Source organism: Streptomyces sp. NBC_01283 (assembly GCF_041435335.1).
GTDB lineage: Bacteria > Actinomycetota > Actinomycetes > Streptomycetales > Streptomycetaceae > Streptomyces.
The window spans coordinates 986334-1006463 of sequence record NZ_CP108430.1 but is presented as its reverse complement, the minus strand read 5'-3'; the positions used below and the strand labels follow the sequence as shown (position 1 = coordinate 1006463).

The following is a 20130-nucleotide window of genomic DNA, read 5'->3' as shown; positions in this document are numbered from 1 at the left end:
CCCTCGCACTCGACCTCTCGATCTCAGGGAAGACATGACCCAGCATCTCGCTGCCCCTGCGGCCCCCGCCTCCGGCACTCACACGGACTGGTGGCGTGGCGCGGTGATCTACCAGGTCTACCCGCGCAGCTTCGCCGACGGCAACGGTGACGGAATGGGCGACCTGGACGGCATCCGCGCCCGGCTGCCCTACCTCAGGGACCTCGGCGTCGACGCCGTCTGGCTCAGCCCCTTCTACTCCTCGCCGCAGGCCGACGCCGGTTACGACGTCGCCGACTACCGCGCGATCGACCCGATGTTCGGCAGCCTGCTCGATGCCGACGCCCTGCTCCGGGACGCCCATGACCTGGGCCTGCGCGTCATCGTCGACCTGGTGCCCAACCACTCGTCGGACCGCCACGACTGGTTCCGGCGCGCCCTGCGCGAGGGTCCCGGTTCGCCCCTGCGCGAGCGCTACCACTTCCGGCCGGGCAAGGGCGAGGGCGGTGAACTCCCGCCCAACGACTGGGAGTCCGTCTTCGGCGGCCCTGCCTGGACGCGCACACCGGACGGCGAGTGGTACCTCCACCTCTTCGCCCCCGAGCAGCCCGACTTCAACTGGGAACACCCGGCCGTCCACGACGAGTTCCGCTCGATCCTGCGGTTCTGGCTCGACATGGGTGTCGACGGCTTCCGCGTGGACGTCGCCCACGGCCTGGTCAAGGCCGAAGGCCTGCCCGACATCGGTCGCGGGGACCAGCTCAAGCTGCTCGGCAACGACGTCATGCCGTTCTTCGACCAGGACGGCGTGCACGAGATCTACCGCAGCTGGCGCAAGGTCCTCACCGAGTACGCGGGCGAGCGGATCCTTGTCGCGGAGGCGTGGACCCCCACCGTCGAGCGCGCCGCCGCGTACGTGCGCCCGGACGAGATGCACCAGGCCTTCAACTTCCAGTACCTGGGCACCCACTGGGACGCCGCGGAGCTGCGCGAGGTCATCGACGTGTCGCTGGCCGCGATGCGGCCCGTCGGCGCCCCGGCGACCTGGGTGCTCTCCAACCACGACGTCACCCGCCACGCCACCCGGTTCGCCAACCCACCGGGGCTCGGCACCCAGCTCAGCACCGCCGGCGACCGCGAGCTCGGCCTGCGGCGCGCACGCGCCGCGACGCTCCTGATGCTGGCACTGCCCGGCTCCGCCTACGTCTACCAGGGCGAGGAACTGGGCCTGCCGGACGTCACCGAGCTGCCCGACGAGGTGCGCCAGGACCCCTCGTTCGTCCGCGCGAGCGGCCAGGACGGATTCCGCGACGGCTGCCGGGTGCCCATCCCGTGGACCACCGAAGGCTCCAGTTACGGGTTCGGTGCCGGCGGCAGCTGGCTGCCGCAGCCCGCAGGGTGGGGCGAGCTCAGCGTCCAGGCGCAGACCGGTGACCCCGCGTCCACCCTGGAGCTGTACCGCAGTGCGCTCGCCGTGCGCCGGGAGCAGCCGGGGCTCGGCGCGGGGGACTCGCTGGAGTGGCTGGAGGGCCCCGAGGGCGTCCTGGCCTTCCGCCGGGAGGGCTTCGTGTGCACGGCCAACACCACCGGCGCGGCGGTGCGGATCCCGGCCCCCGGCCGGATCCTCCTGTCCAACGCCGAGGTGGAGACGGTGGACGGCAAGATCGAGCTGCCCGCCGACACGACCGTCTGGTGGGCGGTGTGACCCTCTCCCTGCCGCGGTCCGCCGACCGGGGGGACGGGGGAGATCGGGGAGACCGGGGTGTCCCGCGGCTCGCGGACATCGCGGCCCAGTCCGGCGTCAGCGAGGCCACCGCAAGCCGCGTGCTCAATGGCAAGCCGGGGGTGGCCGCCGGCACCCGGCGCCGGGTGCTCGCCGCCCTGGACGTCCTTGGGTACGAGCGGCCGATGCGGCTCAAGCGGCACAGTGCCGGTCTGGTCGGCCTGGTCATCCCCGAGCTCAGCAACCCGATCTTCCCCGCCTTCGCGCAGGTCGTCGAACAGGTCCTGTCCGGGCACGGCTACACGCCGATGCTGTGCACCCAGATGCCGGACGGGGCGAGCGAGGACGAGCTGGTCGAGCAGCTGGAGGAGCGCCGGGTCAGTGGCATCGTCTTCCTCTCCGGGCTGCACGCCGACACCACGGCAGACCCCGCCCGGTACCTCGAACTGCACGCGCGCGGTGTGCCGTTCGTCCTGATCAACGGCTACAACGAGCACATCCCGGTGTCCTTCGTCTCGCCCGACGACCGCGCGGCCGTACGGATGGCGGTGCGCCACCTCGTCGACCTGGGCCACGAGCGGATCGGCCTGGCCATCGGGCCCACCCGCTACGTCCCCTCGCTGCGCAAGGCGGAGGGGTTCACGGCGGCGCTGCACGCGCTGCTCGGCCTGGAACAGGGGGAGGCCGAACAGCTCGTGCAGCGCACCCTGTTCACCGTCGAGGGCGGGCACGCGGCGGCCAGTGCCCTCCTCGACCAGGGCTGTACGGCGATGGTCTGCGGCAGCGACATGATGGCGCTCGGCGCCGTCCGGGCAGCGCGCGAGCGCGGCCTGTCGGTGCCCGGCGACATCTCCGTGGTCGGCTTCGACGACTCGCCCCTGATCGCCTTCACGGACCCGCCGCTCACCACGGTGCGCCAGCCGGTGCAGGCGATGGCGAGCGCCGCGGTGGGCGCGCTGATCGAGGAACTGCACGGCAATCCCGTACAGCACACGGAGTTCGTCTTCCAGCCCGAGCTGGTGGTGCGCGGCTCGACGGCGCAGGCGCGGCGCTGAGAGGGAGGTCCTCGGTGCCGGCCCCTGGTGGGGCAGCGGGGTGATGATGTGGCGCCGAGGCCTCTCCGTCCCAAGCTCCGGTCCGAACGGCCGGGCGCGTGGGGCCCGTTGCACGGGTCCCCCGGCCGCCCGGACCGGAGTCGTGGTTGAACGTAACACCGTCGCAATGTCTTGCGAAAGGTTTTGCGGCGCGTGAACTCCCGGGATCCCGCATCTGACGCGAGAGTCTGCGCGGAGGGTTGACCGGGGTTCTTGAGGGTCGTACGGTCTCGACCGAAAACGGCGTTGAAATGTTTCTGCAACATCCTTCAACGGCCTTACGGGCACGGCGCGTTGCCGGACAAGGTCACACCTCACTCATGCAGGAGGCCCTCATGGCTGGCCGAAAGACCCGAGCCCGCAGACCCGTCGCCGCCGCCCTCGCCCTGGTCGCGGGAGCCGCGGGCGCCCTCATCGCAGGAGCTCCGCAGGCGCAGGCCGCCCCACCCGGCGGCAAGGACGTCACCGCCGTGCTCTTCGAGTGGAAGTTCGACTCGGTGGCCAAGGCGTGCACCCAGCAGCTCGGCCCCGACGGCTACGGCTACGTCCAGGTCTCCCCGCCCCAGGAGCGCATCCAGGGCGAGGCGTGGTGGTCCGCCTACCAGCCCGTCAGCGACAAGATCGGCACTAGGCTCGGCGACCGGACCGCGTTCAAGAACATGGTCGACACCTGCCATGCGGCCGGGGTGAAGGTCGTCGCCGACGCGGTGATCAACCACATGACGAACGCCTCCGGCACCGGCTCGGCCGGTTCCGCCTTCACCAAGTACGACTACCCGGGCACGTACTCGGGCGCCGACATGGACAACTGCCGCTCGGCCATCAGCAACTACCAGGACCGCTGGAACGTCCAGAACTGCGAACTGGGCGGCCTCGCCGATCTCGACACGGGTGAGGAGTACGTACGGGGGCGGGTCGCCGCCTACCTGAACGACCTGCTGTCCCTGGGCGTCGACGGCTTCCGGGTCGACGCGGCCAAGCACATCCCCGTGGACGACCTGAAGAACATCAAGTCCAGGCTCAGCAACACCGGCGCCTACTTCAAGCAGGAGACGATCTACGGCGCGGGCGAGGCGGTCTCCCCGAGCGAGTACACCGCCACCGGCGACGCCCAGGAGTTCCGCTACGGCTGGGACCTGAAGCGGGTGTTCAACGACGAGAAGCTCGCGTACCTGAAGAACTTCGGCGAGGGCTGGGGCTATATGCCCAGCGGCTCGGCCGCCCTCTTCGTCGCCAACCACGACACCGAACGGCACGGCCAGACCCTCAGCTACAAGGACGGCGCGAACTACACCCTCGCGCACGTCTTCATGCTGGCCCTGCCCTACGGCGCCCCGGACGTCCACTCCGGCTACGAGTTCAGCAACATCGACGCGGGCTCGCCCAACGGCGGCCAGGTCAAGGCCTGCTACAGCGACGGCTGGAAGTGCCAGCACGCCTGGCCCGAGATCAGGAGCATGGTCAAGTTCCGCAACACCGCCCGCGGGACCGGCATGACCAACTGGTGGGACAACGGCAACGACGCCATCGCCTTCGGCCGCGGCGACAAGGCGTACGTGGTCGTCAACCACGAGGGCTCCACCGTCGACCGGACCTTCCAGACCTCCCTCGCCGCGGGCAGCTACTGCGACGTCCAGAGCGGCAGGAGCGTCACCGTCAACCGCTCGGGCCAGTTCACGGCCGCCGTGGCGCCGAACACCGCGCTCGCGCTGCACACCGGGGCACGGAGCTGCTGAGCGCCGCCCCTTCCGCATGACCGGCCGCCCGGCGTTCGCTTCCCCGCCGCCGGGCGGCTCACCCCGGACCGGGGCTCCGTTCCTCACCCGCGGACGGACTGATTCTGCCCCCGCAGCACTCACACTCCGTACCCGGTTCCCACCCTGTTCCCATCCTTCACAAGGAGAAGTTTCCCTTGACCGGCTCCCCCCGCCGCACCCTGGTCACCACGGCCATCGCCCTGCTCGCCGCGGTCGCGCCCCTGACGTCCTCGGCCACCGCGGCACCCCGAGCACCTGCCGCGTCCGACGCGCCCGCCGCGCTAGACCTGTCCACGTCCCGGGCCCAGTGGATCGACAGGAACACCGTCGCCTGGGACGTCCAGGGCGATGCCGCCTCCCAGGAGCTGGTGTACGCCCGCGACGGGCAGCTCACCGTCAAGGACGGCGAACTCGCGGGCAAGGGGCAGCGCATCCGCCTCGCCCCGGCCGAAGGCGGCCTCACCGACGCCCAGCGCGAGAAGTACCCGCACCTGAAGAGCCACGCGGCCTTCACCGTCGACCCGCGTGACCGCGACCGGGCCCGCCACGCCCTCACCGGCCAGCTCGTCGCCACCCGCAGCAGCGCCGACGGAACCCTGCTCACCGCCACCGGAGTCCAGACCCAGGGCATCCTCGACGACCTCTACAGCCCCACCGCCACCAAGGCGGCCCTCGGCCCGCGGTTCCGCGACGGCCGCCCCACACTCGCCCTGTGGGCTCCCACCGCCCAGTCCGTCAGCCTGGAACTCGACGGCAGGCGGGTGGCGATGCGGCGCGACGACACCAGCGGGGTGTGGTCCGTCTCCGGTGACCGGAGCTGGTCGGGCAAGCAGTACCGGTACGTCGTGAAGGTGTGGGCGCCCAGCGTCCAGAAGATTGTCACCAACAAGGTCACCGACCCCTACTCCACCGCGCTCACCGCCGACTCGGAGCGCAGTATCGCCGCCGACCTCGACGACCCGAAGCTGGCCCCCAAGGGCTGGGAGCAGCTCAAGAAGCCGAAGGCCGAGCCGCTGCGCGACGCGCAGATCCAGGAGCTGCACATCCGCGACTTCTCCGTCGAGGACCGCACGGCGCGGCACCCCGGCACGTATCTGGCCTTCACCGACACGGCGTCCGACGGCATGAAGCATCTGCGCAAGCTCGCCAAGGCGGGCACCTCCTACGTCCACCTGCTGCCCGCCTTCGACATCGGCACCATCCCCGAGCGCGCCGCCGACCAGGCCACGCCCGACTGCGACCTGACGTCGCCCGCCCCTGATTCCGGCGAGCAGCAGGCCTGCGTCACCAAGACCGCCGCCAAGGACGCCTATAACTGGGGATACGACCCCCTGCACTACACGGTGCCCGAGGGCAGCTACGCGAGCGACCCCGCCGGGACCCGCCGCACGGTCGAGTTCCGGCAGATGGTCCAGGGCCTCAACGGCTCCGGCCTGCGCACCGTGATGGACGTCGTCTACAACCACACCGTGGCGAGCGGCCAGGCCGACAAGTCCGTACTCGACAAGATCGTGCCCGGCTACTATCAGCGGCTGCTGGCCGACGGCACCGTCGCCAACTCCACCTGCTGCGCCAACACCGCTCCCGAGAACGCCATGATGGGCAAGCTCGTGGTCGACTCCCTGGTCACCTGGGCCAGGGAGTACAAGGTCGACGGCTTCCGCTTCGACCTGATGGGGCACCACCCCAAGGCCAACATCCTGGCCGTCCGCGAGGCCCTGGACGCACTGACCCTCAAGAAGGACGGCGTCGACGGCAAGAAGATCGTCCTCTACGGCGAGGGCTGGAACTTCGGCGAGACAGCCGACGACGCCCGCTTCGTCCAGGCCACCCAGAAGAACATGGCGGGCACGGGCATCGCCACCTTCTCCGACCGCGGCCGGGACGCGGTGCGCGGAGGTGGCCCCTTCGACGAGGACCCCGGCGTCCAGGGCTTCGCCAGCGGCCTGTTCACCGACCCCAACGCCTCGAAGGCGAATGGCACACCGGCCGAGCAGAAGGCCAGGCTCCTGCACTACCAGGACCTGCTCAAGGTGGCCCTCACCGGCAATCTCGCCGCCTACACGTTCACCGACTCCGCGGGAAAGCGGGTCAAGGGCTCCGAGGTCGACTACAACGGCGCACCGGCCGGATACGCGGACGCTCCCGGCGACGCCCTCTCCTACACCGACGCCCACGACAACGAATCGCTGTACGACGCCCTCGCCTTCAAGCTGCCCGCGGACACCACACCCGCCGAGCGCGCCCGTATGCAGGTGCTCGCGATGGCGACCGCCACCCTGGCCCAGGGACCTTCCCTCTCCCAGGCCGGCAGCGACCTGCTGCGCTCGAAGTCCCTGGACCGCAACTCCTACGACAGCGGCGACTGGTTCAACGCCCTGCACTGGGACTGCCGGGACGGCAACGGCTTCGGACGCGGCCTGCCCCCGGCCGCCGACAACAAGGACAAGTGGCCCTACGGGAAGCCCCTGTTGACCTCCCCGAACCTGACCCCGGGCTGCGCCGAGATCAACGGAACGTCGGCCGCGTACCAGGACCTGGTGAAGGTGCGGGCGACCGAGCCCGCGTTCTCGCTGGCCACCGCCGGCCAGGTCCAGTCCCGGCTCTCCTTCCCGCTCTCGGGCACCTCCGCCGAGACTCCCGGCGTCATCACCATGGAGGCCGGGAACCTCGTGGTCGTCTTCAACGCGACCCCGGAGGCACAGCAGCAGCGGGTGACGGACCTGAAGGACACGGCGTACCGGCTGCATCCCGTACAGGCCAAGGGCGCCGACGCCACCGTCAAGTCCTCCTCGTACGAGAGCGAGTCCGGCACCTTCAGCGTCCCCGCCCGCACGGTCGCCGTCTTCGAGCGGGGCTGAGTCAGGGGTGTAGCGCTGTTCGGGCGCTAGTCGCACTCGCCGACACCGGGGGGCTCCACGGACGGCAGGTGGATCAAGCCTGCCTCCGTGGGGCGGAAGCCGCAGGATGCGAAATAGAAGTCCCGTAGCCCGGGCTCGAAGTCGACGTGCAGCCACTCGCAGCCCGATGCCCGCGCATGCGCTGCCGCGAGGCCGACGACTGCCGTGCCGATGCCGCGATGCTGGTGCGTGTCGCGCGTCTTCGTGTCGATCAGGAAGGCGTGATCCCCGCCGTCCCAGGCCACGTTCACGAATCCGACGAGGAGGCCCTCGACGTCACGGGCCCCCACCCAGCCGAGACTGTGCTGCTTGATCTCGTCCCACCAGCCGGCGACAGCGTCGCCGCCGTGCGACCTGACGAGGCCGGTCATCTCCTCGTCGGTGATGGCGTCACGCCATGCGTAAGAGATCGCTCCGCTCATCGGGTCAGTATCGCCGAGCCGTCGCCTGAGCCTGCGCCCGAGACCGTGGGTGACACGGGGGTGAGCCGGTAGGCGTCGCCCTCCCTGATCACGTGGCCTGCGGTGGGGGGCGGGAAATGACTGCCCAGCAGGAGAGTTCGGGTGCCGGAGAGTGCTGCCAGGAGTTCGTGGCGGGTCCTGGTCGCGGCTGCGGGGTCGATGTCCACGCAGCTGCCCAGGTCGGGGTGGGCGAGCTGGACGGGGTGGTGGACGCAGTCCCCGGTGATGAGCGCGCTCTCGCCGTGACTGCTCAGTTCCACCGCCACCTGGCCCGGGGTGTGGCCCGGGGTCGGGCGCAGGCGGACACCCGGCGCGATGTCGGCGCCCTCGGAAGGGACGTCCACGAGGTCGAGCAGTCCGGCGTCCCTGATGGGGTGCACGGAGTCCCGGAACATCTGGCGCCGGGGCTCGTCCATGTCCGCTCCCGCCCAGTAGTCCCATTCCGTGCGGGTCGCGAGGTAGCGGGCGTTGGGGAAGGTGGGTACCCAACTACCTTGGTCGGCCCGGGTGTTCCAGCCGACGTGGTCGGTGTGCAGGTGGGTGAGGACGACGAGATCCACCGTCTCGGGCGCGAATCCGGCCGCCGTCAGCCGTGCCAGGTAGTCACTGTTCAGGTTGTCCCATGCGGGGTTGGCCCGCTGCTTGCCGTTGCCGATGCCGGTGTCCACGAGCATCCGCAGGCCGTTCACCTCGACGGCGAAACTGTGGCTCGCCAGTCGCAGGACACGCTGCTCGTCCGCGAAGTCGGGCCGTAGCCAGGGGGATTGGGCCACGATCTCCGGGGTTGCTCCAGGCAGCAGCCAGGGGCCCGTCTGCGGGGGGAGTGGCACCTCGTCGACGCGGTGGACGGTGAGGTCTCCCACGGTCCAGGCAGCCGGGGTGCCGGGGAGGGGGGTGGCGGCGTGGCGTGTGGGCGCGGACATGGAGGCTCCTCCGGGTGGGTGAGTGACGCGATTCCGAAGCTAAAGGCAATGCGTTTGCGTTAAGGCAGCGTAGGACCTAGGCTCGCACTAAAGCAAACCGTTAGCCTTTGTGAGTCGAGAGGGCGTCCATGAACACCGCCGAGATCACCCCGCAGGAGGCCGCCCGAGGGGCGCTCCGTGCGGGGCTGCCGCTGGGGAGCGACCGTCACGAGGTGGTGGCGGCGACCGCCACGTACATCCAGTCCGTCGTCGCCACGCTGCGCGAACTGGACTTCGGCGACACGCCGCCCGCGATGCACTACACGCCCGGACAGGAGGACGTCGATGCAGCCGTTTGAGTTGTCCCTCGCCGACGCCGCCCGTGCCATGGCCGCGAAGGAACTCTCCCCGGTCGAGCTGACCGACTCGGTGCTCGACCGCATCGGGGCGGTGGAAGCGCGCCTCCAGGCCTACGTCGCCGTTGCCGCGGAATCCGCCCGGAGTTCCGCGGTCCGGGCCGAGCGCGAGCTGGCCGATGGGGCGTCGCGCGGTCCGCTGCACGGAATACCCATGGGCCTGAAGGACCTGATCGACGCCCAAGGCATGCCCACCACGGCGAGTTCGCGCGTCAGGGAGGGCCATGTCGCCGCACGCGACAGCGCCGTCGCCGCGCGGCTGTCCGAGGCCCGAGCGGTGCTCCTCGGAAAGACCCACACCCACGAGTTCGCCTACGGTCTCACCACCCCGCAGACGCGCAACGCCTGGGACCACAGCCGCGTCGCGGGCGGTTCGAGCGGCGGCTCCGCCGTCGCCGTCGCGGCGGGAGAAGCCACCTTCGCGCTGGGCACCGACACCGGCGGATCGATCCGTGTGCCCGCGGCGCTCAACGGCGTGGTCGGCCTCAAGCCGACGTACGACCTGGTCCCTCGCCGCGGAGTGACCTCGCTGTCCTGGTCCCTGGATCATGTCGGCCCCCTCACCCGCACCGTGGAGGACGCCTCGCTCGTCCTCGCCGCACTGGTGGGAGGCGCCGCCGCTCCGAGCGCCGGGGCCACCCCGGAAGGCGACCTCGCAGGGCTGCGGGTGGGAGTGCCGCGCAACTACTACTTCGAGCGCATCAGCCCGGAGGTGGAGGAGGGCGTGCGCAGGGCCATCGGGCAGCTCCAGGAGCTCGGGGCCGAACTCGTCGAGGTCGAGATCCCGTTCACGCGCTACATCCTGCCCACCCAGTGGGGGCTGATGGTCCCCGAGGCGTCCGCCTACCACGAGCAGACGCTTCGCTCGGTGCCCGACCTGTACGCGCCGGACGTCCGCGTCCTGCTGGAGGCGGGCGAGCTCGTGTCCGCCGGTGACTACCTCCGGGCCCAGCGTGCGAGGACGCTGATGCGCGAGGCGTGGGCGAAGCTGCTCGGCAGCGTCGACGTGATCGCGGCCCCGACGGTGCCGATGACGGCGGCCGAGGCGGTTCGGGAGAGCGTGGAGTGGGCGGACGGCACGGTGGAGGCCGTCTCCGAGAGCTACGTCCGGCTCTCCGCGCCCGCCAATATCGCGGGGGTGCCGGCGCTGACCCTGCCCGTGGGCCAGGACCACGCGGGCCTGCCGATCGGCATGCAGCTGATGGGGCGCCCTCTCGACGAAGCGACCGTGCTGCGGGTGGGGCGTGCCTACGAGGTGGCCACCGCCGACACCGGCAGCGGTGTCGGAGCGGGGCGGCTGGCTCCGATCGCGGCCTGAGTGGCGGCACCACGTAGAAGCAACGAATGTGCGTTAACGGATTAGGCTGGAGTCATGAGTCCCAAGCCCATGGTTCGGCCCGGAGGGCGCAGCGCCCGCGTTCAGGAATCGGTCCACGCGGCAGTCCGTGAGCTGCAGACCGAGCTGGGGCGCGAGGCGCTGACCGTTCCGCTCGTCGCGGCTCGCGCGGGAGTGACGCCGTCGACCGTCTACCGCCGGTGGGGAGACCTCCAGGAGCTCCTGTCCGACGTCGCGGTCGAGCACCTGCGCCCCGAGGCACCGCCGGCCGACCTCGGCAGCCTGCGTGCGGACCTCGGTGCGTGGGCCGAGCAGTTCCTCGACGAGATGGCCTCCCCGCCGGGGCGCGCGTACATCAGGGACGCGCTCCTCGGAGACCCGGACGGGAGCAACGCGGGCCAGTGCTCCGCCTACGCCGCGGATCACCTCGACATCGTCCTGGCCCGCGCGTCGGAACGGGGCGAGGCCGCCCCGGACAGGGAACAGATCATCGACCGGGTCGTGGCGCCGATGATGTACCGCATCCTCTTCCGCCCGAGCCGGCTGGACGCCGCCTACGCGCGCGCACTCGTGGATCACGCCCTCTCGGCGTCGTGACCACGGAGACCGCCGCCAGGCGCCGGAAGCCATCCGGCGGACAGAAGTAGCGGGGAACGGTTCATCTTCACGCACTCTCGATCGCCAAGAGGGGGTGCGATGTCAGCTATCTGTCGCTGTCTGCGGCGAAGCGCCGCCGTGAGGTAAGGACCGCTAGCGTGTGGCCCCCAGTTGTTCCCGTCGGGCCTCGTCGGCCCCGGAGGTGAGAAATGGCAGATGCCGCCGGCTCGGCGTCGGTCGGTACGATCCCGGTGCAGCATCTCCGGGCGGGCGACCACGCGTTCGTCAGTTACGCCGACGACGACGCGGGCCGCGACGTGGTGTCTGCTTTCGCGTGGGCGGGACTCGTGAAGCGCGAGAAGGTGATGGTCTTCCCCGACCCGCACATGGACGACGATCAAGTGTGGGCCAGGCTGGACACGCCGGAGGCCGTGCTGGGATCCGCCCGGGCGCAAGGGCAGTTGGTGCTCAGCAGCATGCGTTCCCTCATCCATCCCCAGGACGCGTTCACGCCCCGTAGGCAGTGGGAGCGCATCAGGGAGGAGACCAACCGGGCCCTGGCCGAGGGCTATACCGGGCTGCGCACCTACATCGACATGCACTGGGTGCGGGAGCTGGGCGCCGATGTCGAGGTGATGATGCAGCGCGAATCCCACGCCGAGCACCTGTTCACCGACCGCCCGTACACCGAGATCTGTGCCTACGACAGCCGATGGTTCGACCCCGATGTCCTGGCGGCCATGCACGAGGCGCATCCCTGTCGGCTGCTGCCCCGCATGGGCGCCCTGCACGTGGAACAGGCGGTGGGAGTGGTGCAGTTGGCCGGCGAGGCGGACCTCGCCACCCGGGAGGAATTCCTCAACGCCGTGCGCGACGGGCTGCGGCGCCGCGCGGATTCCGGGCAGCCGGTGACCGTGGACCTCACCGGCCTCGTGTTCCTCGGCGTCGCCTGCGCCGTGGACCTGCTGCGGCTGGTCCTCGAATATCCGCACGGCCCGGTCCGGGTGGACTGTCCACCGGTACTGGCCCGCATACTGCGCCGAGTCGGCGCCGACCAGGTGCCCCACATGGTGATCAGCGAGGTGGGCCGCTGATGGCGACCACGCCCGGTCCTCGTGAGCTTCCTCCCGTGACCCTGCTGGAGTCGCGATTCACCCAGGACGATCTGCCCCGGCTGCGGATGCTCGTCGATCAGTACGCCGACCACCAAGGACTGCCCGAGCCGCGGCGCAGCGACTTCATCGTGGCCCTGGACGCGGTGGCGGTCAACGCGGTCGAGCACGCGGGCGGCGGCGGCACGCTGGTCCTGCAGCGCAGCGACGGCCGGCTCGCCTGCCACATCCACGACGCGGGCCCCGGCTTCAGCGCCGATGTCATCCCCGAGCTGGCCCCCGGCCTCGACGGCCACGCGGGCGGCCGGGGCCTGTGGCTCGCGGGCCTGCTCACCGACGAGCTCACCATCTCCGCGGGACCCGGCGGGAGCAAGGTGACCCTGACCGTGCACCTGCCCAAGCCGCGGTGAGGCCCTGCGGCAGGGCGGTCCGCGCATCGAGGCCTGTACGATCGATCGACGCGCGAATGACGCGACTGCCGCTGCGACAAGGGAGGTTGATGAATATGGCCCGCCAGACGCTTCATCAACATGCCCTTGTCCGGGTCGCACCGCGCACACGGTTGGTGTGAGCGGCCCGGTCGTCTGAAACGACCAGGAGTACCGCGTGTCTTCTTCTCTCTCATCGTCTTCTTCGTTCTCGTCGTCCGGCACGGACCTGACCACGGACCGGCTCGTGCTGCGGCCCTGGTCTCCCGACGAGATCACCGCCGTCCTCGGCGACCGCCGCCTGGCGCACTGGGCGGAGGACTTCCCCGCCGACGAAGGCCGGGTCATCGCCGGATTCATCGCCGACCGGCCGGACGCGCTGGGCCCGTACGGACAGCGGCAGATCATCGAGCGGGCCAGTGGCCTGGTGATCGGCGCGATCGGGCTGTTCTGGCCGCCGAACGACGGCGCTCTCGAGATCGGCTACGGCATCGTGGCCTCGCGGCGCGGCCTGGGCCACGCCTCCGAAGCCGCCCGCGCCCTCACGGCGTACGCCCTGACCTCGCCGGACGTGCACACCGTGTACGCCGATGTGGAACTGGCCAACCCGGCCTCGGTCCGTGTGCTGGAGAAGGCCGGACTGCGGCGCTGCGGCGAGGACGCGACCACGGCCCGCTTCGTCACCGGCCGAGGGGACGGCGCCGCACTGTGACGGTGTAGTTGGTCCGCGTGGAGGGCTCCCCGTCCGGGGCCGTCAGGGCGTGCTCGTGGGTGTCGCAGACGAGCACGTCCCACTGCCCGGCCGGCAGGTCGAGGGCGGCAAGCACCTTCTGGGGGGTGGGAAAGTCCACGCCCGGGTGCGGTTCGGTCTCCCAGGCGGGGAAGCCCATGTGGCCGACGATCAGGAGGGTGCCGCCGTCGGCGACGGCCGCGGCGGCACCGCGCAGGATCTGCTCGCGCGGCATCTCGTGCAGGGAGTGCAGGAACTGGGCGGAGACCAGGTCGTAACTGCCGGCCGGGAAGGAGACTCCCAGGTCGTGCCGCTGCCAGTCGATGCGGTCGGCGACCTGCGCCCGGGCCGCGTGCTCGGCGGCGCGGCCGAGGGCGACACCGGAGATGTCGGTGGCGGTGACGCGCCAGCCCTGCCGCGCGAGCCAGATCGCGTCGCCGCCCTCGCCGCAGCCCAGGTCCAGGGCGCTGCCCGGAACGAGCCCCTCGGTCTCGCGGACGAGTGCGGCATTCGGCTCGCCGCTCCACAGACGGCCGCTCTGCTGGTAGCGGTCGTCCCAGAACGCCTCGGCCGAATCGGCGGCGGAGGCGGTGTGGGTGCCGTGATTGTGGTCGCTCATGTGGGCTCCTTCTGCTCTGCGGCAACCCTGCGCGCGGCCGGGGCGGCTTGACAAAGATATTTGCCGACACGGCAAATAGCGGGATGAGCGACGACGCCGAACTCACGGATGTGCTGACCGCCGTCGGGCCGCGGCTGCGGGCCCTGCGCAAGGCGCGGGGCGCCACCCTGGCCCGGCTGAGTGAGGAGACGGGGATCTCCCTGAGCACGCTCTCGCGCCTTGAGGCCGGGCAGCGCGAACCCACCCTGAAGCTCCTGCTGCCGCTGGCCAAGGCGTACGGCGTGCCGCTCGACGAACTGGTCGGCGCGCCCCAGACCGGCGACCCGCGCATCCACCCGCGGCCGTTCGTGCGGCACGGCAACACCTGGGTCCCCCTCACCCGCTACCTCGGCGGAATGCACGCCTACAAGCGGGTCCTGCCGGTCACCAGGAACGGCACCCGGCAGACCGCGCGCCCCGAGCAGGGCGTGCACGAGGGCTACGGGTGGCTCTACGTCCTCTCCGGCCGCCTGCTGCTGGCCCTGGGCGACCACGACCTGGTGCTCACCGCGGGCGAAGCCGCCGAGTTCGACACGCGCACCCCGCATGGTTTCGCCAACGCCGGTGACGTTCCCGTCGAGTTCCTCGCCCTGTACGGGGCCCAGGGCGAGCGCATGCACCTGCGCGTCAGGCCCGGCAGCGGCGAAGAGGCAGAGGAGGCAGAGGAGGCAGAGGAGGCCGAGGAGGCCGAGGGGGCCTAGCACCGTGGTCAGGCGGTGCGGAGCGCGGGGTCGCTGGTGCCGGGTTCGCCCGTCTCGACGTGCCCGGCGAGCCTGCGCAGGTAGGCGTCGTCGCTGTCGGACCTGACCCGCAGGTCGTACCAGCGCTTGCTGTGGCCGAGGTCGACCCAGCGGGTCTTCCGGCCGCCTGCCGCGATCGTGAGCTCCGTGCTCTTGCCGCCGTAGGCGTTGGTGACGGTGAGGCGGCAGGCGGCCTTGGCCGGGTTGGTGAAGGTCAGCCTGATGCGGCCGCTGCTCTCGTCGTGGCGTCCCGTCACCTCCGGGCTCGGGGTCGCGGCGGTGCCTTCGTACGTACGCAGATAGCCGTTGGGGCCGTGCACGGTCAGTTCGTACGTCCCGTCGGAGGCGGCGGTGCTCCAGGTGTCGGAGAGCTTCTTGCCCGCCTCGGCGGTGTAGGTCCAGGGCCCGTCGTCGCGGTTGCCGGAGGTGACGAGGAAGCAGGCGCCGGTCTCGTCGCCCGGTGTGAAGGTGAGCTTGACGGTGCCGGCGGAGGGCTTGACGGCCGCGGTGACGAGCGGCGTGTAGGGGAGGGGCCGGGTGGGCCTGGCGCCCTTCTCCTGCTTGGGCAGGGCGGGCGAGGCGGGCGGTGAGGGGGTGTAGCTGTCGTGCCGTTCCTGGTCGGGCGGCTCGTAGGCGTCGGTGCTCGGCAGGTCCGCGCGCTTGGTGTGCTTGAGGCTGAAGTCGAAGGCCGAGGTGAGGTCGCCGCAGATGGCTCGGCGCCAGGGGGAGATGTGCGGTTCGTGGACGCCGAAGCGGCGCTCCATGAACTGGATGACGGAGGTGTGGTCGAAGACCTCGGAGCAGACGTAGCCGCCGGTGGACCACGGGGAGACGACGAGGGTGGGCACCCGCATGCCGAGCCCGTAAGGGCCCGCGCTGTAATCGCTGTCGCCGGGGAAGAGGTCGAGCTCGGTGTCGACGGTGGACGCGCCCCAGGAGGAGTCTGCCGGCGGACAGGGCGGCGGCACGTGGTCGAAGTAGCCGTCGTTCTCGTCGTACGTGATGAACAGCGCGGTCTTGCTCCACACCTCGGGATCGGACGTCAGCGCGTCCAGGACCTGCGAGATGTACCAGGCGCCGTAATTCGCGGGCCAGTTGGGGTGCTCGCAGAATGCTTCCGGAGCGGCGACCCAGGATATCTTCGGGAGTTTCCCGGCCTTGACGTCCGCGCGGAGGTCGTCGAGGAGATGGCCGCCCTTCTTGACGTTCGTTCCCTTCCGCGCCTTTTCGTAGAGGGGGTCGCCGGGCTTGGAGTCGCGGAACTTGTTGAAGAACATCAGCGAGTTGTCGCCGTAGTTTCCGCGGTAGGCGTCCTCCAGGACACCCCACAGTCCGTCCTCGGTGAGGCCGTCGCCGATGTCCTGGTAGATCTTCCACGACACCCCGGCCTTCTCCAGGCGCTCGGGATAGGTGGTCCAGTCGTAACCGGCCTCCTCGTTGCCGAGGACCGGCCCGCCGCCCTTTCCGTCATTTCCGGCATGCCCGGAGTAGAGGTAATAGCGGTTGGGGTCCGTCGCGCCCATGAATGACGAGTGATAGGAGTCGCAGACCGTGAAGGCGTCGGCCAGTGCGTAGTGGAACGGAATGTCGTCCCTGGTCAGGTATGCCATCGTCCCGGGGGTCTTGGCCGCTATCCAGTCGTCGTACTTGCCCTTGTTCCACGCCTGGTGGCCGGTTTCCCAGTCGTGGCTCAGCCCGGCGATGAACTGCATTCCCAGATCGTCGGCGTCCGGGTGGTAGGGCAGGACTTCCTTTCCGCCACCGGACTGGTGCCATACGGACTTTCCGCTCTCCAACATCAGCGGGCGGGGGTCACCGAATCCGCGGACGCCGTTGAGCGTGCCGAAGTAGTGGTCGAAGGAGCGGTTCTCCTGCATGAGGACCACGATGTGCTCGACATCGTCGATCGATCCGGACCGGGCGGAGGCGGGGATGTCGGCGGCGCGCATGATGCTGGCGGACAGAGCCGCGACGCCCGCGGTGCCACCCGCTGCCTGGAGAAAGCGTCGACGGTTGAATGCGGGCATGAAGCTGTACCTCTGAAACGTGGGGGATAGAGGGCCGGTCACCGTAGACCGACCCGCCCTCGCGACGTCAAATGGTGAGTGGAAAAGGTGAAGGAACAGGAAGATTTCACCTTCAGGAGCAACGCGGCGGGCCGTTGTGGCATCGCCGCCCGACAGCAGCCGAGTACCGAACCGGAGGACCAGCGAGCCATGTCAGAAGACGTCGACGCCCCTGTCATCCTGAGCAACGAGCCCGGCTCCTTCCCCAGGAGCGTGCTCGCCGAGCGGCACCCCGCGCTCATCAAGAAGGTGCGTGACGCCTTCCCCTACGGGCCGCGTCAGCACCGCGCCCTCGACGCCCTGCTGACGCAGGCCACGGAGGGAGTGATCGAACCCATGGGGCCGGAGGCACACGACCGCCACCTCTGGGAGGAATGGGGGCGCGAGTACGTCGGCACGTCCTGGTTCGACGTGCCCTTCCTGTGGGCCGAGAGCTACTTCTACCGCCAACTCCTCACGGCTGTCGGTTACTTCGAGGACGGGCCCTGGCAAGGGATCGACCCGTTCCGTCCGTTCAAGCAGGCGGAGCTCCACACCGGGGAGGCCGACGAGGAACTGGCCGCGCTCGACCGGCTGGCCGCGCGGCCCCTCGACGAGCAGCGTCAGGCGCTGCTCCTGGGCTCGCTGTGGGGCAATCGCGCGGACCTGGGCTTCGCCGCGGGCGGCGGCGGAGCCGGGGCCGTCGACTCGCGTCTCGTCGCCGACGACTCCGAGGTGCTGTGGTCCCTGCTGCCCGAGGGCGGCGCGGGCACGCTGTGCCTCGTCGCGGACAACGCGGGCCGTGAGCTGCTGCCCGACCTCATCCTCATCGACCACCTTCTGCTGCGGCAGCGCGCGGAGCGGGCCGTCCTGCACGTCAAGCCGTACCCGTACTACGTGTCGGATGCCATGAACGCCGACGTGATCGACTGTCTGCGCCGTCTGAACCGTGCGCGAGGTGCAGCGGCAGAGGTGGGCGAACGTCTGTGGTCGGCCATGGGCAACGGACGGCTCACCGTCCGCAGCCACACGTTCTCCTGCGCCCCGCTGCCGTACGCGCGGATGCCCGACGACCTGTGCCAGGACTTCGCCGGGGCCGACGTGACCGTCATGAAGGGCGACCTCAACTACCGCCGCCTCGTCGGCGACCAACTGTGGCCCGCGACCACGCCGTTCGAGGAACGCACCGCGTACTTCCCCGGCCCGGTGGCCGCCCTGCGGACACTGAAGTCCGACGTGATCGTCGGCCTCGACGAGCGGACCGAGACGGCCCTCGACGCCGAACACGGCCAGGGGTGGCGAACCAGCGGGACCCACGCCCTCATCCAGGCACGGCGGTGACCTGCCGCGAAGCTGCCGCCAGGCGTGACCGGTCGGCGAAAGGGACTCAGCGGGGTCGGCAAGCCCGGCCACCGCTCGCGCCGGGTCAGGAACGGGCCGTCCGTCGCCCCACGCGCACGCCCACCGCGTCCTGCTGTTCAACATCGCTGTCCGTCGCCAGATGGACGGGGACGAAGACGATCATCCAGTAGAAGCCGAACAGCCAACGGCCGGCGAGCCGGACGAGGCCGGGACGCCGGCCGTCGGAGGCGCGGACCACACGCAGACCCGCGGTCGCTTTCCCCAGACTGGCCCTGACCGCCTGGGTGAGCAGGACATGGTTGACGAAGGAGACTCCGACGGCCACGCCGAGCGCGGTCCCCCACACCGTGGGGGACTGCGGCCGGAGTCCGACCACTCCATCGCTCACCTTCACACCGGCCGCGGCTCCGACCGCGATGCCGCACACCAGAGCGACGAGCGCGTCGATGACCGCCGCGGTCACCCTGCGGGTCTGCGAAGGGGGAACAACACGGGTGGGGGCGTACTGCTGATCGACCACGGCTCTGTTTCCCGGCCTCTTTCCCTGTCCTGTGTCCGAACGTCCTGTGTCCGAACGCAGGCCGGTCACCACCCGGCCCAGGCCGCACGCTACTGTCCGGGGCCGCGTTGCCGCCCAGGGGGGTGGTGCGAGGCTGGGCGTGGTCAGTCGGTGGTCAGTCGCGCAGGGCCATCAGGACGATCGCTGCCGAGACCACGCCGAGGGCCACGGCAGCGATCCCGTGCGACAGACGGTGTGCGCGCGGGACGGGCAGGAGGCGGTCCACGGCGAACCTGCCGGGACCGGCGAGCGCCAGGCTCACGGCGGCCGCCAGCAGGATCAGGTCGTACTCGATGCCGGCGGGGTTGAAGAAGCCGTTGCCCCACTTCATGGCGATGGCGTTGAGCATGATCCCGACGATGCCCGCCCCGGCGAGCGGTGTGAGCAGGCCGATGGCGAGGCCGAGGCCGCAGAACGTCTCGGTCAGGCCGGCGATCGTGGCCATGGTCTTCGGTGCGGCGTAGCCCTCGCTCGCGAAGAAGCCCGCGGTGCTGTCGAGGCCGGCACCGTTGAACCAGCCGAAGAGCTTCTGGCCGCCGTGGACGGCCATGGTCAGACCGACCGCGCAACGCAGCAGAAGGAGCCCGATGTCACCGCCGTGGTGCGCGGAGGCGAAGGGGGAGCGGCCGCCGCCCAGGACGGCGGTGGATGCACGGGTGGAAGCGGAAAGGGGCATGCGGATCTCTCCTGTTGATCAGTGAAGGGTGATGAGTGGCTGCCGACCGGTCCTGTCGGCGGGGTGCGGGTGGAGAGATCCCGTCTACGTTCTGATGACCTGGGTTCTGTAGAGGTCCACGGACGTCGCGTCCGGGGGAGAGGCACCGGGCAGTGCGGGGGCCTCGTCCCGCGGCTCGTACGACGCGGGCGCCACCTCGAAGGTGGGCGAACTGGTCCGTTCGGGAGCCGGCAACGCCTCGCGCGGGGCCCCGTTCTCGCCCTCGTGACAGCCACGGCCGCCGTCGCGGTCCCGGTCACTGTCACGGCTGTGGGTCGTGCGCTCGGCGTACGGGCCGAAGACGACGGCGGTCGCGCCGCGTTCCTCGGCGGCCCTCGTGACAGCGGTGCCGGACGGCCCGTCGATCCCGAGCATGGGGAGCAGGAAGAGGACGGCCATGGCGAACAGGGCCGTGCGCATCGCACCGCCCTGGGGTCGCATCTCCCGCATGGCCACCGACTGATGGTAGGCCAGAGCGGGTGGCGGGCACAGGAGGGGACTGAGACGCCCGGGAATCGGTCAGCTCTTCCGGGGGGAGAAGGGTACTCACGGAGGCCGAGGTTGGTTCCGGTTGTGCAAGGAGTCGACACAAATTCCCGGTGCGTGCACGATGCTG

Annotated in this window: 18 protein-coding genes and 1 pseudogene; 12 read left to right on the top strand and 7 right to left on the bottom strand. The window is 70.5% G+C overall.

The genetic code is table 11. From position 1 onward, the window contains the following. Positions 1 to 34: 34 nt before the first annotated feature. From OG302_RS04730 to pulA, 4 genes and pseudogenes are all read left to right on the top strand, one after another. Positions 35 to 1684, top strand: a complete 1650-nt coding sequence (locus OG302_RS04730; protein ID WP_371525537.1) for a glycoside hydrolase family 13 protein — start codon at positions 35 to 37, stop codon at positions 1682 to 1684. Further along, positions 1672 to 2757 (top strand): LacI family DNA-binding transcriptional regulator, encoded by a 1086-nt coding sequence (locus OG302_RS04725; protein ID WP_371525536.1) that lies wholly within the window; start codon positions 1672 to 1674, stop codon positions 2755 to 2757. The genes OG302_RS04730 and OG302_RS04725 overlap by 13 nt, the downstream gene beginning before the upstream one ends. A gap of 374 nt (positions 2758 to 3131) precedes the next feature. Then, positions 3132 to 4529: pseudogene (locus OG302_RS04720) on the top strand (alpha-amylase family protein); the annotation flags it as partial. 179 nt (positions 4530 to 4708) lie between these two features. Beyond that, positions 4709 to 7414: a pullulanase-type alpha-1,6-glucosidase gene (gene pulA / locus OG302_RS04715; protein WP_371525535.1), complete on the top strand. Its 2706-nt coding sequence runs from the start codon at positions 4709 to 4711 to the stop codon at positions 7412 to 7414. 26 nt (positions 7415 to 7440) lie between these two features. Here the strand turns inward: pulA and OG302_RS04710 are convergent, their stop codons facing one another. Then, complete coding sequence (locus OG302_RS04710; protein ID WP_371525534.1) at positions 7441 to 7875, bottom strand: GNAT family N-acetyltransferase; 435 nt, start codon at positions 7873 to 7875, stop codon at positions 7441 to 7443. Continuing rightward, the gene (locus tag OG302_RS04705; protein ID WP_371525533.1) at positions 7872 to 8837 is read right to left on the bottom strand and encodes an MBL fold metallo-hydrolase; all 966 of its coding nucleotides are present in this window, start codon (positions 8835 to 8837) and stop codon (positions 7872 to 7874) included. The genes OG302_RS04710 and OG302_RS04705 overlap by 4 nt, the downstream gene beginning before the upstream one ends. A 128-nt stretch (positions 8838 to 8965) precedes the next feature. On the opposite strand from OG302_RS04705, the gene OG302_RS04700 reads away from it, so the two are divergent. The 6 genes from OG302_RS04700 to OG302_RS04675 all read left to right on the top strand — a co-directional run bounded on the left by OG302_RS04700 (position 8966) and on the right by OG302_RS04675 (position 13417). After that, positions 8966 to 9175 carry a hypothetical protein gene (locus OG302_RS04700; protein ID WP_371525532.1) on the top strand — a complete coding sequence of 70 codons (210 nt, stop codon included), beginning with the start codon at positions 8966 to 8968 and terminating at the stop codon, positions 9173 to 9175. Further along, positions 9162 to 10550 carry an amidase gene (locus OG302_RS04695; RefSeq protein WP_371525531.1) on the top strand — a complete coding sequence of 463 codons (1389 nt, stop codon included), beginning with the start codon at positions 9162 to 9164 and terminating at the stop codon, positions 10548 to 10550. The genes OG302_RS04700 and OG302_RS04695 overlap by 14 nt, the downstream gene beginning before the upstream one ends. 54 nt (positions 10551 to 10604) lie before the next feature. Next, entirely contained in the window at positions 10605 to 11165 is a 561-nt protein-coding gene (locus OG302_RS04690; protein WP_371525530.1) for a TetR/AcrR family transcriptional regulator, read from the top strand. 209 nt (positions 11166 to 11374) lie between these two features. After that, positions 11375 to 12259: an MEDS domain-containing protein gene (locus OG302_RS04685; protein WP_371525529.1), complete on the top strand. Its 885-nt coding sequence runs from the start codon at positions 11375 to 11377 to the stop codon at positions 12257 to 12259. Between the two features lie 35 nt (positions 12260 to 12294). After that, on the top strand, positions 12295 to 12687 hold the full coding sequence (locus OG302_RS04680) for an ATP-binding protein (RefSeq protein ID WP_371525528.1): 393 nt from the start codon (positions 12295 to 12297) through the stop codon (positions 12685 to 12687). Between the two features lie 196 nt (positions 12688 to 12883). Then, positions 12884 to 13417 (top strand): GNAT family N-acetyltransferase, encoded by a 534-nt coding sequence (locus tag OG302_RS04675; RefSeq protein ID WP_371525527.1) that lies wholly within the window; start codon positions 12884 to 12886, stop codon positions 13415 to 13417. Here the strand turns inward: OG302_RS04675 and OG302_RS04670 are convergent. Beyond that, a complete protein-coding gene (locus OG302_RS04670) occupies positions 13386 to 14054 on the bottom strand; it encodes a class I SAM-dependent methyltransferase (protein ID WP_371525526.1) in 669 nt (222 codons plus the stop codon). The genes OG302_RS04675 and OG302_RS04670 overlap by 32 nt on opposite strands. Before the next feature lie 83 nt (positions 14055 to 14137). Here OG302_RS04670 and OG302_RS04665 point away from each other — a divergent pair, with 83 nt between their 5' ends. Beyond that, on the top strand, positions 14138 to 14794 hold the full coding sequence (locus OG302_RS04665; RefSeq protein WP_371525525.1) for a helix-turn-helix domain-containing protein: 657 nt from the start codon (positions 14138 to 14140) through the stop codon (positions 14792 to 14794). Positions 14795 to 14802: 8 nt separating this feature from the next. Here OG302_RS04665 and OG302_RS04660 read toward each other — a convergent pair whose 3' ends face one another. Continuing rightward, the gene (locus OG302_RS04660) at positions 14803 to 16860 is read right to left on the bottom strand and encodes a phosphocholine-specific phospholipase C (protein WP_371525524.1); all 2058 of its coding nucleotides are present in this window, start codon (positions 16858 to 16860) and stop codon (positions 14803 to 14805) included. Positions 16861 to 17049: 189 nt separating this feature from the next. Between OG302_RS04660 and OG302_RS04655 the strand changes: the two genes are divergently transcribed. Next, complete coding sequence (locus OG302_RS04655) at positions 17050 to 18219, top strand: damage-control phosphatase ARMT1 family protein (RefSeq protein ID WP_371525523.1); 1170 nt, start codon at positions 17050 to 17052, stop codon at positions 18217 to 18219. Positions 18220 to 18304: 85 nt separating this feature from the next. Here the strand turns inward: OG302_RS04655 and OG302_RS04650 are convergent, their stop codons facing one another. The 3 genes from OG302_RS04650 to OG302_RS04640 all read right to left on the bottom strand — a co-directional run bounded on the left by OG302_RS04650 (position 18305) and on the right by OG302_RS04640 (position 19970). After that, the gene (locus tag OG302_RS04650; protein ID WP_371525522.1) at positions 18305 to 18760 is read right to left on the bottom strand and encodes an RDD family protein; all 456 of its coding nucleotides are present in this window, start codon (positions 18758 to 18760) and stop codon (positions 18305 to 18307) included. Between the two features lie 154 nt (positions 18761 to 18914). Beyond that, positions 18915 to 19475: a DoxX family protein gene (locus OG302_RS04645; RefSeq protein WP_371525521.1), complete on the bottom strand. Its 561-nt coding sequence runs from the start codon at positions 19473 to 19475 to the stop codon at positions 18915 to 18917. 84 nt (positions 19476 to 19559) lie between these two features. Further along, on the bottom strand, positions 19560 to 19970 hold the full coding sequence (locus tag OG302_RS04640; protein ID WP_371525520.1) for a hypothetical protein: 411 nt from the start codon (positions 19968 to 19970) through the stop codon (positions 19560 to 19562). Positions 19971 to 20130: the final 160 nt, after the last annotated feature.